Below are 16,448 nucleotides of genomic sequence, written 5' to 3' on the forward strand. Positions count from 1 at the left end.
CTTATAGAGATTTAATGGCTTGCTTAATGTCTTGTTTTAAATCTTTTACAGCTTCAATACCTACCGAGAAACGTATTAGTCCATCGCTTATTCCTAAAGCATCGCGTTGGGCTTGTGTTAATAATGAGTGCGACGTTTGTGCTGGGTTTAAAACTGTACTTTCTACACCTGCTAAACTCATGGATGCTTTAATTAGTTTTAATTTTTTTTGAAATTTTACCGCATCTAATTCATCTTGTAATTCAAAGGATAGCATAGCTCCAAAACCTTTCATTTGCATTTTTGCTAATTCATATTCTGGATGGCTTTTTAAACCTGGATAATAAACGTGTTTTACAAAATCTTGTTTTTCCAGCCATTTCGCCATTTTTAAAGCATTTTTTGTTTGTGCTTTAACACGTAAACCTAGCGTTTTCATACTGCGCTCTAACATCCAGATAGTAAAGTCGCTTAAACTGCCACCTAAGTTTTTAGAAACGTTCCAGATTTTATCCATATGCTCCTTAGAACCTGCAACTGCTCCTGCACAAATATCACTATGTCCACCATAATATTTTGTAGCAGAGTGCATAATTAAATCTATACCAAAATCTGCTGGAGTTTGGTTTACAGAACTTGCAAAAGTATTATCTATACTTGTTATTATTTTTTTACGTTTTGCTAATTTAGCTACTGCTTTAATATCTGTTACTGTTAGTAAAGGATTAGATGGTGTTTCTATATGTATAAGTTTTGTATTAGGTTGTATTGCAGCCTCAAAATCTGCTTTGCTATACCCATTTGTAAATGTAAATTCTATATCAAGTTTTGGAAACTCTTCTCTTATAAAATTTGTTGTGCCTCCATATATGGTATTTTGTACTACAATATGATCTCCTGCTTTTAAAAATGCTAAAAACATGTGGCTTATTGCTGCCATACCAGAACCAAAAATCATTGCTGTTTCTTTATGTTCAAGAGCTGCGATTTTTTTTGCTAAATATTCTTGATTAGGTGTATTAAAATAGCGTGGGTAACGTTTAATATCGACATCTAAATACTCGTAAGAAGAAGATAAATATATTGGTGATACCGCGCCTTTAAACTGCTCATCTTTAATCTCGCCAACGTGAGCACATATAGTGTTTAAACCTAATTTAGTTTTACTCATTCTTTAAAATATTTAAATTGTATTTGAACAAATATACGACAGAATTTTTCTTAAAATAAGTTAAAAACATATTGGTTTAACATGCTATTAACAAGATATAAAATCGATTTATTGTAATTTAGAGTCACTATGATACACACTGATAAAAAAGAAAACGAAGCATTTATAAAAGAGTCTGTTCAATACCTCGAAAAGTTAGGTTTTGAAAATATCAAGGCTGATGTTGAAGGTTTTGAGTCTCCAAAGTCTTACGTTAAGCAAGAAGGTGATATTAAAATAACACCCGATATTACAGCAACTAGGCGTAGTAAAAAATATTATTTTGAAATTGGTTTAAAAAGCGAAAAAGAACGCTTACTTAAAACAAAATGGCGTTTTCTTGATGTGTTAAGTAGAATGAATGATAACCGATTTAGAATTATAACTAAACGTGGGCATTATAAGTTTACCAACGATATGTTGAACGATTTAAATTTAAATAAAACATTAATCAAGCTATAAAATATTACTTATAGATGGTTATAATAAAAGCAACAAAATCCACTATTTGTTGCTTTTTTTAATTTACTTAGTTTTTAAATTACTTAGTACTGGAGTTCGCTTTTAGTAAACGGTTTTGTTCTTGCATTAACTCTGTTAAGTCTGAAAGTAATTGAATATCCTTTGGTGTTTTTACTGTTTTATCTTTAGTATCTTGAGATTTATCTCTCAATCTATTCATCGCTTTAACTACTAAAAATACTGTAATACCAATTATTATAAAATCCATAAAAGCTTCTAACAACGCACCATATTGTATTGAAACTTCTTCTGCTAAAATTGCTCCTGCTTGATCTGTAGATGATTCTCTTAATATAATTTTTTTATCCTGGAGGTTAATACCATCACTCATTAAAGATAATGGTGGCATTAAAACCTTTTTTACTAATACATCAATAACTTTGTTAAATGAAGCACCTATAATTATACCAATGGCCATATCCATCATATTACCTTTTACGGCAAACTCTTTAAACTCTTTAAAAAACTGCATAGAAAATTGTTTAGAAATTAATTCTGATTTTAAATAAAAATAAAATATAAGAAATACTATTTAAAGCGTTTATTATAAGTTCTAATCATAATAATAGCCCAAACTACAACGCAAAAGAAAACAAATATCGAAAACCAAAAAATTGCATTATTTATCTCCATTTGCAACTAGTTTTAAATAAATCATTAAACCTAATAATGTTGGAACCCAAAGACCTAAAAAGATTCCGCTAAGTTTTTCACCTGATAGAAATAAGTATTCTGCAAAAATTAATATTATTAAACATAATAATAGCATTAAGAAGTTAGCTAAACCCAATTTTTTTAAAAAACTCATATCTATAGTTGATAATTTAGACTAAGTTATAAAAAATAAATATTCAATACTTTATTTTTTATAATATTTAGCATATTTTAAATACGCTAAAAACCCTAAAACAGCTACAATACCAACTGCAATAGCAATAAATTTAACACTTACTATTTGGTCTCCACTTGCGTAAGAATGCAAACCAGCAAGATAGAAGTTTACTCCAAAATAGGTCATCATTATACTTGCAAATGCAACAATAGACATTAGGTTAAAAAACCAACGACCACGTAATCCTGGCACTAGTCTCATGTGAATAACAAAGGCATAAATCATTATACTAATTAACGCCCAAGTTTCTTTAGGGTCCCAACCCCAATAACGTCCCCAACTTTCATTTGCCCACATACCTCCTAAAAAGTTTCCAATAGTAAGCATTACTAAACCTACGGTTAAAGCCATTTCGTTAATTATGGTAAGCTCTTTTATGCTAAGTAGCATTTTATCTTTGTTCTTTGCATTTGTTAAAATCATTAAAAGCATGACTACAACACCTAAAATCATTCCTAAAGTAAATGGGCCGTAACTTGCTACAATTACAGCAACATGAATCATTAACCAATAGCTATCTAAAACAGGTTGTAAGTTTGCAATTGCAGGATCCATCCAGTTCCAGTGCGCAATCATTAAAATCATAGAAGTTACAAAAGCACCTGAAGCAATTGTTAAATCACTGGTTTCTCGTTTTCCTGAAATTAACTTTAATAATCCAGATTTTTTATTTTCGTTAGTTGCTGTTTTTGGTTCTTTTTTCTTACTAATACCAGTAATTAAACCAAAAAGCATTGTAGCCCAAGCTACATAAATCATAGACTCGTAAGCATCACTCCACGGTGCATGACCAGAAATATACCAACGTGCGATAAGACCTAAGGTATGTAACAAAAATAAACCTACAATAATCCAAATTAAAACTTTTACAGCTATTGTAAGTGCTTTGCTTTTATCTTTAAAAATTTGGACTATTAATAATATAAATAGTAATGAGCCAGCATACATATACCAACTAAAAAGTTTTTTGAAAATGTCATACTTATTGTAAAGAATTTCTGTATTAATTTTCTCATCACTAAGCATAACTTCTGCTCCTAACTTTCTTTGATTTTTCTTGAAAGCCTCTAATAATTTGTTTGTTTCGGTATAATCTCCTGTTTGCTTTGCTTGATTTAGTCTATACAAATACAAGCCAAAGCTATTATCTATAAATCCACGGTAAGTAGAATCTTTTATTTGTTCTCTATAACCTTCTTTTCTATATTCTGGTTGAGATATCCATTTGTTATTTTCATCATTTGGAACAGGAAAAATTCTTAAAGACTTACCATCTATTGTATTATATAATAAATTTACTCTAGAGTCTGTTTCTTTAAATTCTTTTTGAAAACCGCTAGGTATTTGCGCTCTATAAGCTTCTTCTAAATATGGAGATAGTTTGTAATCGCCACGGTTTGTAAAAAAGTGTGCTAATGTTGCATAGTTTTCAGATTTATCTAAACCTATTATTTTTCTAATAGAATCTCCCTTTTTAGGTTTTAAATAGATAATTGGTACGTTATACCATAATAAAGGACTTTCTTGTATAGATAAAAATATTTGATCTGCAGTAAAACCTTCGTAAGTATCACTTTTGCTTAGTTTTCTTAAAAATTCTGAAGCATAAGTATTTACAGGCATCATTCTACCGCCTATATCTTGTATTACTAGTTTTCCGAAATTTTCAGCTTCAGCTTTATTAACAACATTTGCTTTTAAAATAGAATCTACTTGTGCTTTACTTTCTGCAAAAGAGATGCTTTGGGTTGGTTCTTCTTTTATATTAGTAGTTTCTACTTGCTGCTCTATAATTTGTTCTGTTTTACTACTATGAGCGCTATGGTCGTGCCCATCATGTTCGTTATGCTCTTGATCTTGTGCAAATCCTGACAATGCAAAACATAATGCAAGAATTGTTGTAAACTTACTTTTTTTGGCTTTTACCTTTTCTAACATCTTTTTTAAATCGGCAAAACGTGTGTTTTTATCAAATAAAATAGCCATTAAACCAAAATATAATAACATGTAACCCAAATAGGTTAACCAGGTTCCCCAACGATCATGATTTACAGATAGTATGGTACGTTGTTCGTTATTATCGAAACCAGATTGAAAAAAACGATATCCACGATGATCTAGTACGTGGTTCATATAAATTTTATAATCGAAATCACCTTTTTCTTCATCTAAAATAGTAACCTGACTAGAGAAGGCAGAATAGCTATTTTCTGTTCCTGGATATTTATCTGCTACAAAGTCATTAAGTTTTACTTTAAAAGGAAGTTCTAATACTTTAGATCCAAATTTTAAATCGAAATCTAGACCGCCAACGTTTACTTTTTTCCATTGGTTATTAGTGCCTACTCCACCTAAAAGGTTTACTTTTTTAGTTTCTCCGTTTGCGGTTACATTTAAAACCACTCCATCTTCATCGCTTTTAAGAAGTTTAGATTTTTTAACTACATCAAACTCTCCTTTTATTACTGGCTTTGGAAACACCATTTGCATGTTACCAATAACATAACGAGAACGTAACATTAGTGGTTGTATGCTATCTTTTATAAGTTTACCTTCATTCATGGTTGCCATTTGAAGGTACTCACCTTCGAAAGGAGATTCTATTCGCAAACCTTCTTCATCGTTATAAATATTAATCGCTCCTTTTTTAGGGTTGTTTAATGTAAAAATTACGTTGTGTACTAATTGATCTTCTCCAGCTTTTAAAAAGTGGTTGTGTGGTGTACCTTCTCCAGCTTCAACTAATTTTAAATATTCTTCTCCTGTTTCGTTAGGAATAATATCTTCTTCGGCATTTTCAATAAACTTATCTAAAGTAATTTCTATTGGTGTGTTACCATAAGTTGTATTAATGCTTAAAGAATTATTTAATCTTTCAGAAAAATCTACTTTTTCTTCTATACGTAAACGTTGTGGCACACCATCTATCTTATAATCACCATTTACAAGTGCCGAAACATAGGTTTTTTCAGATAAAAAAGTGTTTTCTGTTTCGCCTTCAAAAATTGGCATTTTACCTTCGTAACCAATATATCGTGTTACAAAAGCACCTAAAAGAATAAATATAAATGATAAGTGTAATACTAAAGTTGCCCACTTTTCTTTTTTATGTAATCTAAATCTAAAAATATTTCCAATAAAATTGATTACAAAAAACGCCATTATAGCTTCAAACCATAAGGTATTATATATCCAGTATCGAGAATATGGAGTTGGAGATGTATCTTGTCCTGCGTCCATAAAAGTACCAATACCCATAGCTAGGGCAAAAGCAACAAATAAAATAGCAGTTAAACGAGTAGAGAAGAGAATTTTTGCGAGTTTATTTTGCATAAGAATCAAGGCTATATTTAGCTCGTGCAAAGATAAGGGTTTTTGGTTGTTTCTCTTTATTGAAAATACCGTTAAAAACTGTTAAAATTATAAGTTCTTTTTTGTGCGATTTTCAAAAATTTTCATGTACATAAATGTGCTCATTTTTTGGGCACGGCGTTTAGCGTTTTCGGCAATTTCTCCTGTAAATAATTCGTCTATAGTTTGAATCCAGTACTGCAACCATATACCAAAATGGGTTTGGGTTAATTTACTATTACTAGCTTTATCTACATCTATATGTACTTGCAAAGGATTTCCTTGGTATTTGTTTTCTAATTTTCGAGACATAAACAAACTTGACTCCCAAAACGTTGTAAGGTGTTCTAAATGTGACTCCCAATCTTCTATTATATTATTAAAAACAGGACCTAAGAGATTATCTTTTCTAACTTTAGAATAAAAACTAGAAACTAATAAGTAAATATCTTCTCGAGAATTAATATCAATTTTGCACATTGTTTACAAAGATAGTTTAAACACCTTTTATATCATTAAATAGATACTTATTTTAGCGCTATGATAACAGTAGTACTATTAGGCGCTGGAAATGTAGCGTCACATTTATATAAAGCTTTTAAAAACACAGATGAAGTTACTGTAAAACAATGGTATAACCGTAGTTTAAAAGCTATTGAATCGTATAAAAACGAGGTTAAAATTACAGATAATTTAAATGAATTAACTCTAGCAGATATTTATATTTTAGCGGTTAGCGATGATGCTATTGAAGATTTATCTAAAGCCTTGCCATTTGCAGACCGCTTGGTGGTTCATACTTCTGGAAGCACAAGTTTATACGCTGTAGATATGAAACAAAAACGCGGTGTTTTTTATCCTTTACAAACATTCTCTAAAGATGCAGATGTAGATTTTAGTGAAGTACCTATTTGTGTAGAAGCTTTAAATAAAAAAGATTTACCTATTTTAAAACAGTTAGCTAAAGCTATAGGTAGTAAAAGTTATAAAGTAAATAGCGACCAAAGGCAAGCATTACATTTAGCAGCTGTATTTGTAAACAATTTTGCAAATCAGTTATATCGCATTGCGCATGAAATTACCGAAGCTAATGGTGCAGAATTCGATATTTTAAAACCTTTAATTAAAGAAACAGCTAATAAAGTTGAAAGTTTGTCTCCATTTATGGCACAAACTGGACCTGCCAAACGTAATGACAAAAAAACCATTCGCAGGCATATAAAACAATTAGACAGCGATCACCATATTGCAGTTTACGATTTGTTAACAAAATCTATACAGAAAACTCATGGGTTTTCTAGAAAACCAAAAAAATAAGAATTGCATATTATGACTGATAAAAGCTATAAAGAATATTTAAGCGACATTAACACATTTATATTTGATGTTGATGGCGTATTAACAGATGGTTCATTAACAATAACAACAACTGGAGAAATGCTTCGCACCATGAATGTTAAAGATGGTTATGCAATAAAACATGCTTTAAATAATGGTTACAATGTTTGCATTATTTCTGGCGGAACTAATGAAGGTGTTCGTAAAAGATTAGAACACTTAGGCGTAGCAGATGTCTATTTAGGCGCACACAATAAAATAGAACAATTTGAAGATTATATAGCTAAAAAAAATGTTGAAGCTAAAAATGTTTTATATATGGGAGACGACATACCAGATATTCCAGTTATGCAATTAGTTGGTTTAGCTACTTGCCCGCAAGATGCTGTAAAAGAAGTTAAAGCTGTTTCAAAATATATTTCACATAAAAAAGGTGGTAACGGTAGTGTTCGAGATGTTATAGAGCAAGTTTTAAAAGTCCGTAAAAACTGGGAAGGTTTTTATGATGCTTCTTTATAGATAACCACTACATAAAAACTTTAAAAACTTAAACCATTGAAAATATTAAACCTTATTAGATATAAAAATTTAATCATGATTGCCATTGTGCAACTCTTAATTAAATATGCTTTATTCCCTGCTTTTGCTGTAGATATTACATTAAACGGTATTGGCTTTGCTGTATTGGTTTTTGCTACTATTTTTATTGCTGCTGGTGGATATGTTATTAATGATATTTACGACATAGAGACAGATGCTGTAAACAAACCAAATAAATTAATTGTAGGTAAAACTTTAAGCGAAGATACAGCCAACAAACTCTATATTTTATTTACTGTTATTGGTGTTGGTCTAGGCTATTACCTATCAAATTCTGTTGGCAGACCTCCATTTTTTATTGTTTTTCTTGCCACATCTGGTTTACTTTATATTTATGCTACTTACTTAAAGCAAATTGCTGTAGTTGGTAATATTGTAGTATCTGCAATAGTTGCTTTAAGTTTATTAATTGTTGGGATTTTTGAACTAATTCCTGCAATTAACTCAGGAAATCAAGTAGTACAATCTAGTATGTTTGAGGTTTTAACAGACTTTGCCATACTTGCTTTTTCAATTAATTTTATTAGAGAAATTGTAAAAGATATTCAAGATGTAGATGGCGACCATAAATCTGGTATGCAAACTTTACCAATTTTATTTGGCAAAACTAGAACAGCCAAAATAGCCTTTGCTCTTACGTGTCTTTTAATACTTATCATTGCTTACTATATTGGTACGTTTGTTTACATGCATATAGAAGCAATTATCTACTTTTTAATATTAGTTATTGCGCCCTTAATTTACATTGCCATAAAATTATTTATGGCAGAAAATAATAAAGAGTTTAAACATATTAGTTTAATGCTTAAATTGGTTATGATAACCGGCATGTTCGCAATGGCATTATACTACTTTATTTTATAATTAAATTATGCTTAACGATAAACTTAAAAATCATAATATAATATTAGCCTCAGGATCTCCTAGAAGACATCAGTTTTTTAAAGATTTAGGTTTAGATTTTGAAGTTAGACTTAAAACCATAAAAGAAGATTACCCAAATAGATTAGTTCATTTTGAAATAAGCGACTATTTAGCACAATTAAAATCTTTACCTTATTTAAATGAGTTAAAGGATAATGATATTTTAGTAACCAGCGATACCATTGTTTGGCATAACAATATTGCTTTAGGAAAACCAAGAGACAATGACGAAGCTTTTGCAATAATTAAATCTCTTAGTGATGCCACACATGAAGTTATTACTTCGGTTTGTATTAGAACAAAAACGTTTCAAAAAACTGTAAACGCAGTAACAAAAGTTACTTTTAAAGCCTTTACAGATAAAGAAATATGGCATTACATAAATACTTGCGCACCATTAGATAAAGCCGGCGCATATGGTATTCAAGAGTGGATAGGACAAATAGGTGTTGTGAAAATAGAAGGCTCCTATTTTAATGTAATGGGAATGCCTACACATTTAGTTTACGAAACGTTAAACTATATTGCAGATCACTGTTAGATAGCTAACTTTACATCTAAAACAGTTAGTAATGAAGAACTTGAATGCCTTTAAACTTATATTAAGTTTCCTTTTTTTATGTACCTTTTTTTCGTGTAAAAATGAAAAAAACATAACAGGAGAGATTCTTGAAGAAATAAAACCTGAAACAACTTCTAAAGCTAAGGCATTTAAACCAAATCAAAATTTTAAAGATTACTGGTATAGTGGAGAAGCCGAGATTACATCATTTAAATTATTGCAATCCAGATATGGCGAAATACGTGAAGGTACAGCTGTTTTGGTTTATGTTACAGAACCTTTTTTAAAAGACAAACAAGTAAAAGCAGACCAAAATAATGCTTCAAATATTTCGGTATTAAAACTTAATGCAACTAAAAATTTTGTTACAGGTGTTTACCCATATTCTATAATGCAAAGTACATTTTATCCTATAGCCAATAACCAACACGCAATAAAAGTTTCAAGCTCTGTACAAGAATGGTGTGGCCAACAATACGTGCAATTAAATAATAGAATTAACTTTGAACTCAAACAGCATTCCTATTTTGAAACTACAGGAGACAAATTTTACAATATTGATAAAGCCATTTTAGAGAACGAGTTATGGACTAAACTTCGTATAAACCCAAAATCTCTACCTATTGGTGATATTAAAGTTATTCCGTCTTTAGAGTTCACCACTTTAAACCACAAACCCATTAAAGCATATAATGTAATTGCTAAACTAGAAGAAAATAAATATTCATTAAATTTTCCAGAGTTAAATAGAAATTTAAGTATTACTTTCAATAAAAATTTCCCATACGAAGTAATTTCTTGGCAAGAAACTTTTAATGAACAGTCTATTAAAGCAACAAAATTAAAAACAATAAAATCTGCTTATTGGAATAAAAAAACGAAAAAGGATAGTATTTTACGTAAAAAGCTTCAATTAAAATAATTAAAAAACTATTGGAAACACACCAAATACCATTAATAAACACGCTAATAGTATTAGCTATATTTATAGTTATTAGAATTTTAGGAAAAATGACTATAAAAAAAATTGGTCAAAAAAGTGTAATTAATGATGCTCGTGTAAAATTAATTTCTCGCTATTTTACAGTAACATTATTACTAATTTTTATATTGGTTGAGGCCTTTATTTTTGGTGTTGAACCTAGAGATATTTCGCTTATATTTTCTTCAGTTTTTGCTGTAATTGGTATTGGTCTTTTCGCAATTTGGTCTATACTAAGTAATGTAACTTCGGGCATCATCATGTTTTTTTCATTTCCATATAAAGTAGGAGATAAAATAAAAATTCATGACAAAGATTACCCAATAGAAGCTATAATTGAAGATATTAGAGCTTTTCAACTTCATTTAAGATTAGATAATGGCGATTTAGTAACTTACCCAAACAATTTAATTCTTCAAAAAGCTGTAACTTTAGTCGAGAAAGATGCTATGGAAGATTTTGGAGACTTCCATTAATTAATTCTCAATATGGCTAAACGTAAACACAAAAAACGTACTCAAAATTATAAAAAACAAGTTGGTCAAATACCAGGAGCACTTGTTTATACTGGAAAAAAAGAAACACAAAAACTTTTTATTGAAACTTTTGATTATAACATAGATACTGTTATTGAAAAAGAATTATTAAACATAGAAGAAGCTTTTCAATTTAAATCTTCTAACTCTGTAACATGGATTAATTTAAATGGTTTAAACCATATTGATGCAATAGAAACTCTTGGTAAGCATTACGATTTACACCCATTAGTATTAGAAGATATTGTAAATACTGGTCAACGTCCAAAATTTGATGAGTATGATGATTACATTTTTATAGTACTTAAAATGATGTATTATGATGAGTCTGAAACTATAGTTTCTGAACAAGTAAGTTTAATACTTGGCGAAAATTATGTACTTTCTTTACAGGAAGCAGAAGGTGATGTTTTCGATGCTTTAAGAGAACGCATAAGGCAATCTAAAGGTAGAATTCGAGGTTTAGGTCCAGATTATTTATTGTACGCTTTAATAGATTCTATTGTAGATCACTATTATGCTATTATTGAAACAATGGGTAATAAAATTGAAGATCTAGAAGATAATTTATTCGAAGGCTTAACTAAAGAAGAAATTAGCTCAGATATACAAGAACTTAAAAGAGAAGTTTTAAAAATAAGACGTGCTATTTTTCCACTTCGTGAAATAATAAATCGTGTAGATAAAAGTGAAAGCAAACTTATAGACAGTAAAACCTTACATTATTTTGCCGATGTATACGATCATATAATTCAAGTATCAGACACTATAGATATATATCGCGAAATGATTTGGGGATTAATGGATATGTATATGACGACCATTAGCAATAGAATGAACGAAGTCATGAAAGTATTAACTATAATTGCAACTATATTTATTCCATTAACTTTTATCGCTGGCGTATACGGGATGAACTTTGATAACATTCCAGAGCTACACTACAAATACGGCTACCATACTGTTTGGTTGGTAATGATTCTTATTTTTATAGGGATGATGTATTATTTTAAACGTAAAAAATGGCTTTAAATCACCAGTGATTTTTAATAAAAAGTTAAAGAAAACCTAAAATCCGTAATTAAAAAAGTGATTGTTTATATTTGGGTACTCGTCAATTTCCCGAGATAAATTCAATAAAAACAATGTATAAAATTACCGCTTCTCTCCTATTTATATTCGCTTTTTTTATAAATAGTTTTGCTCAACAACCAGACAAATTAAATGCATCTCAAATACACCATGCTGTACAAAAACTTAACTTTTTAGGCTCTGTTTTATATGTAGCTGCACATCCAGATGATGAAAACACAAGGTTAATTTCTTACATGTCTAACCATGTAAAAGCCAGAACAGCTTACTTGTCTTTAACACGTGGTGATGGTGGTCAAAATTTAATTGGCCCAGAGATAAGAGAACTTTTAGGTGTAATTAGAACACAAGAGTTATTAGCAGCAAGAAGAACCGACGGTGGCGAGCAACGCTTTACAAGAGCCAACGATTTTGGTTACTCTAAACACCCAGACGAAACCTTAGCTATATGGAATAAAGAACAGGTTTTAAGCGACGTTGTTTTAGCCATTCGTCAATTTAAACCAGATATTATTATTAATAGATTTAATCATAGAAATCCAGGAAGCACACACGGTCATCACACCAGTTCTGCAATGTTAAGTCTTGAAGCTTTCGATTTAGCAAACAATAAAAACATATACCCAGAACAAGTTAAAAAATATGGTGCTTGGCAACCAAAACGAGAATTTTTTAATACATCGTGGTGGTTTTATGGTAGTCAAGAAAAATTTGACGCAGCAGATAAATCAAACTTATTAAGCTTCGATGTTGGTGTATATTACCCATCAAAAGGTCTTTCAAACAACGAAGTTGCAGCATTAGCAAGCAGTAAACATTTATGCCAAGGATTTGGGCGTTTAACACAACGTGGATCGCAAACAGAATATGTAGAATTATTAAAAGGAGATTTACCAAAAGACAAATCGAATATTTTTGATGGCATAGATACATCTTGGAATCGCGTTAAAAACGGAAACTTTATCTATAGCGTATTAAATAAAGTTGAGACAGAGTTTAATTTTCAAAATCCTGCAGCACATTTAAGCGAATTAATGTCTGCTCGTGAGTTAATACAAACTTTAGATAACGAGCATTGGAAAACAATTAAAACTAAAGAAATAGACGCAATAATTGAAGCTTGTGCTGGATTATATTTAGAAGCTTCTGCCACTGCTCCAACATCTAGTCCAGGAGAACAAATTGAAATCAATTTAGAAGTTTTAAATAGAAGTGCTTCAAATATAGAATTAACTTCATATTTAATTTCAACCAATAAAACAGCTAATTTAAAAGCTCAAAAATTAAATACTAACGAAAAATTTAATTTTAACGAAACTGTTAGTATTTCTGAAGAAACAAAACCAACAACTCCTTATTGGTTAGAACAAAAAGGAAGTTTAGGCATGTACACTGTAGAAGACAAAAGCTTAATTGGTAAGCCAGAAACGCCAAGGGCTTTAACTGTAGATTTTAACTTAAAAATAAACGGCAAACCACTTACCATTACAAAAAATGTAGTGTACAGATATTCTAAACCAGATAAAGGCGAATTGTACAGACCTTTTGAAATTATTCCAGAAGTCTCTGCAAAAGTATCTAAAAAAGTAATCATTTTTGAAAACGACCAACAAAAGGAAATTCCTGTAATAGTTCGCGCAGGTCGTGATAATGTTGAAGGCGTAATAAAAATGGATTACCCAAAAGACTGGAATGTTTACCCAAAACAACAAAAAATAGAAATTGCAAATAAAGGCCAAGAACAAACTGTAATTTTTACTGTAATTCCACCAAAAAATCAAAGTGAAGGTATTTTATCTCCAATTGTAACTATTGGTGATAAAGACTACAACAAAGAATTAATTGAAATAGATTACGAACACATCCCATTTCAAACCGTTTTACTACCAAGCGAAAGTAAAATTGTACGTTTAGATATTAAAAAGAAAGGCGAAAACATTGCATACATTGAAGGTGCCGGAGATGTTGTTCCAGAAAGTTTAGAGCAAATTGGTTATAATGTAATAACATTAAAACCAGAAGATATTACAACAGAAAAACTAAGTAATTTTGATGCAGTAGTTGTTGGAATTCGTGCTTACAATACTGTTGAAGCTTTAAAATTTAAGCAAGATATTTTGTTCGATTTTGTTGCTAATGGAGGCAACATGATTGTGCAGTATAATACAAGCCATCGTGTAAAAGTAAAAAACATCGCGCCTTACAGTTTAACTCTTTCTCGCGATCGTGTAACCGATGAGTTTGCCGAAGTTAAATTATTAGAACCAAAGCACGAGTTAATGAATTATCCTAACAAAATCACTACTAAAGATTTTAATGGTTGGACTCAAGAGCGTGGTTTATATTTTCCTAACAAATGGGCAAAAGAATTTACACCTATGCTTGCTATGAGTGATAAAGGAGAATCTACAAAAAAAGGAAGCTTACTAGTAGCAAAACATGGAAAAGGCCATTATATCTATACTGGATTAAGTTTTTTTAGAGAATTTCCTGCTGGTGTTTCTGGTGCTTATCGCCTATTTGCAAATATGTTAAGTATTGGTAAAGGAGACATTTCTAATACCTTAGATATTAAAAACTAAAACACTAAAATTTAATTTAGTATAACTAACAATACTAAGTTTAAATACAATTTTACTATGAAAGATCAACCAAAATACAAGTGGAATAAACTTTACACACTAATATTAGTTGCTAATACAGCTTACATTATTGCATTCTATATAATTACTAACACTTTTTAAGCATGCAGACATTAGATTGGATTGTTTTAATAGGCACATTATTAACTATAGTTATTTATGGTACTATACAAACTAGAGGTAGTAAAAATGTACAAGACTATTTAAAAGGCGGCAATACATCAAAATGGTGGACTATTGGTTTATCTGTAATGGCAACACAAGCCAGTGCTATAACCTTTTTATCAACACCTGGTCAAGCATTTAATGATGGTATGGGATTTGTTCAGTTTTATTTTGGACTTCCTATTGCGATGATTGTAATTTGCATGGTTTTTATACCATTATATCACCGTTTAAAGGTATATACAGCTTACGAGTTTTTAGAAAATAGATTCGATAGAAAAACAAGAACCTTAACCGCAATTCTATTTTTAATACAACGTGGTCTAGCAGCAGGAATAACTATTTTTGCTCCTGCAATAATACTCTCTGCTGTACTTGGCTGGAATTTATTATTACTTAATGTTATTATTGGAGTACTTGTAATAATTTATACCGTTTCTGGCGGAACTAAAGCTGTAAATGTTACCCAAAAACACCAAATGGTTGTAATTTTCACAGGAATGATTATTGCCTTTGTTTTAATTTTTAACAAATTACCAGACGATATTTCATTCACTAAAGCTGTAGAAATTGCAGGTGCTAGTGGCAAAATGGAAGTGCTTGATTTTTCTTTCGATTTAAATAATCGTTACACCTTTTGGAGTGGTATTATTGGCGGCACTTTTTTAATGCTTTCATATTTTGGTACAGACCAAAGCCAAGTACAACGTTATTTATCAGGAAAATCTGTAAAAGAAATGCAATTAGGCTTAATGTTTAATGGGCTTTTAAAAGTACCAATGCAATTTTTTATTCTGTTTGTTGGTGTAATGGTTTTTGTGTTTTACCAGTTTAATCAAGCACCAGTAAACTTTAATCCAACAGCTACAGAAGTGGTTTTAAACTCACAATTTGCCGACGAGTATAAGGCCATTCAAGAAGAACAAACACTATTATTTACAGAAAAGAAAAATGCTATAAATGCTTTTACTTCAAATCCAGATAGAAATACAACAACTATCGCTGCATTAAATTCTAAAAATGATGCGCTACGTGAAAAAGCTAGAATTTTAATAGAGAAAGCTGGCGAAGCCAAAAACCTAAAAGTTGAGAGTAACGATAAAGATTATGTTTTTATCCATTTTATACTTAATAATTTACCTAAGGGATTAATAGGCCTATTGTTAGCCGTTATATTATCGGCAGCGATGTCAAGTACAGCCAGTGAACTTAATGCGTTAGCAAGTACAACAACTATAGATTTATACAAACACAGAGTTGGTAAAAAAACCGAAACTCAAATGGTAAAAACCTCTAAATGGTTTACTCTTATTTGGGGAATTCTAGCAATATGTGTTGCCTGTATTGCCAACTTAGCCGAAAATTTAATACAACTTGTAAACATTATTGGTTCTATATTTTATGGAAATGTTTTAGGTATATTTTTACTTGCTTTTTTCTTCAAATTTGTAAGAGCAAATGCTGTATTTATAGCTGCATTTATAACACAGTTTATTGTTATCGCTCTATTTTTATTAAACGAATTCGAATATATAAACCTACCATTTTTATGGCTTAATTTTATTGGCTGCGTCATTGTTATTACAATTGCTTGTTTAATACAAGGTTTAAATCCAACTCAAGGAAAAGATTTGAGTGTACAATCTTCATAAA

Annotated in this window: 15 protein-coding genes; 10 read left to right on the top strand and 5 right to left on the bottom strand. The window is 30.4% G+C overall.

Features of this window, described 5'->3' with window-relative positions; all coding sequences use genetic code 11:
* Window position 1: 1 nt before the first annotated feature.
* Window positions 2–1,150, bottom strand: coding sequence for a PLP-dependent aspartate aminotransferase family protein (locus BM549_RS01835; RefSeq protein WP_290468698.1), 1,149 nt, complete (start codon window positions 1,148–1,150; stop codon window positions 2–4).
* Window positions 1,151–1,279: 129 nt separating this feature from the next.
* Here BM549_RS01835 and BM549_RS01840 point away from each other — a divergent pair, with 129 nt between their 5' ends.
* Window positions 1,280–1,651, top strand: coding sequence for a hypothetical protein (locus BM549_RS01840; RefSeq protein ID WP_290468699.1), 372 nt, complete (start codon window positions 1,280–1,282; stop codon window positions 1,649–1,651).
* A gap of 79 nt (window positions 1,652–1,730) precedes the next feature.
* On the opposite strand, the gene mscL is transcribed toward BM549_RS01840, so the two are convergent.
* From mscL to BM549_RS01860, 4 genes are all read right to left on the bottom strand, one after another.
* Window positions 1,731–2,183, bottom strand: a complete 453-nt coding sequence (gene mscL / locus BM549_RS01845; RefSeq protein ID WP_290468700.1) for a large conductance mechanosensitive channel protein MscL — start codon at window positions 2,181–2,183, stop codon at window positions 1,731–1,733.
* A gap of 147 nt (window positions 2,184–2,330) precedes the next feature.
* Window positions 2,331–2,519 carry a hypothetical protein gene (locus BM549_RS01850; RefSeq protein ID WP_290468701.1) on the bottom strand — a complete coding sequence of 63 codons (189 nt, stop codon included), beginning with the start codon at window positions 2,517–2,519 and terminating at the stop codon, window positions 2,331–2,333.
* A gap of 51 nt (window positions 2,520–2,570) precedes the next feature.
* Entirely contained in the window at window positions 2,571–5,936 is a 3,366-nt protein-coding gene (gene ccsA / locus BM549_RS01855; protein ID WP_290468702.1) for a cytochrome c biogenesis protein CcsA, read from the bottom strand.
* Between the two features lie 87 nt (window positions 5,937–6,023).
* On the bottom strand, window positions 6,024–6,434 hold the full coding sequence (locus BM549_RS01860; protein ID WP_290468703.1) for a group III truncated hemoglobin: 411 nt from the start codon (window positions 6,432–6,434) through the stop codon (window positions 6,024–6,026).
* Between the two features lie 60 nt (window positions 6,435–6,494).
* Here BM549_RS01860 and BM549_RS01865 point away from each other — a divergent pair, with 60 nt between their 5' ends.
* The 9 genes from BM549_RS01865 to BM549_RS01905 all read left to right on the top strand — a co-directional run bounded on the left by BM549_RS01865 (window position 6,495) and on the right by BM549_RS01905 (window position 16,447).
* Entirely contained in the window at window positions 6,495–7,271 is a 777-nt protein-coding gene (locus BM549_RS01865) for a Rossmann-like and DUF2520 domain-containing protein (protein WP_290468704.1), read from the top strand.
* Window positions 7,272–7,283: 12 nt separating this feature from the next.
* Window positions 7,284–7,811 (top strand): HAD family hydrolase, encoded by a 528-nt coding sequence (locus BM549_RS01870; RefSeq protein ID WP_290468705.1) that lies wholly within the window; start codon window positions 7,284–7,286, stop codon window positions 7,809–7,811.
* A 36-nt stretch (window positions 7,812–7,847) separates the two neighbouring features.
* Entirely contained in the window at window positions 7,848–8,756 is a 909-nt protein-coding gene (locus BM549_RS01875) for a geranylgeranylglycerol-phosphate geranylgeranyltransferase (protein WP_290468706.1), read from the top strand.
* Between the two features lie 7 nt (window positions 8,757–8,763).
* Window positions 8,764–9,357 (top strand): Maf family nucleotide pyrophosphatase, encoded by a 594-nt coding sequence (locus BM549_RS01880; RefSeq protein WP_290468707.1) that lies wholly within the window; start codon window positions 8,764–8,766, stop codon window positions 9,355–9,357.
* 31 nt (window positions 9,358–9,388) lie between these two features.
* Window positions 9,389–10,300 carry a septum formation inhibitor Maf gene (locus BM549_RS01885; protein WP_290468708.1) on the top strand — a complete coding sequence of 304 codons (912 nt, stop codon included), beginning with the start codon at window positions 9,389–9,391 and terminating at the stop codon, window positions 10,298–10,300.
* Window positions 10,301–10,311: 11 nt separating this feature from the next.
* Window positions 10,312–10,836, top strand: a complete 525-nt coding sequence (locus BM549_RS01890; RefSeq protein WP_290468709.1) for a mechanosensitive ion channel domain-containing protein — start codon at window positions 10,312–10,314, stop codon at window positions 10,834–10,836.
* Window positions 10,837–10,848: 12 nt separating this feature from the next.
* Window positions 10,849–11,928: a magnesium/cobalt transporter CorA gene (gene corA, locus BM549_RS01895; RefSeq protein ID WP_290468710.1), complete on the top strand. Its 1,080-nt coding sequence runs from the start codon at window positions 10,849–10,851 to the stop codon at window positions 11,926–11,928.
* Window positions 11,929–12,041: 113 nt separating this feature from the next.
* Window positions 12,042–14,570 (top strand): PIG-L family deacetylase, encoded by a 2,529-nt coding sequence (locus BM549_RS01900; RefSeq protein ID WP_290468711.1) that lies wholly within the window; start codon window positions 12,042–12,044, stop codon window positions 14,568–14,570.
* 164 nt (window positions 14,571–14,734) lie between these two features.
* Window positions 14,735–16,447, top strand: a complete 1,713-nt coding sequence (locus BM549_RS01905; protein WP_290468712.1) for a sodium:solute symporter — start codon at window positions 14,735–14,737, stop codon at window positions 16,445–16,447.
* Window position 16,448 lies beyond the last annotated feature (1 nt).

This window comes from Lacinutrix sp. MedPE-SW, assembly GCF_001874145.1.
GTDB lineage: Bacteria > Bacteroidota > Bacteroidia > Flavobacteriales > Flavobacteriaceae > Lacinutrix.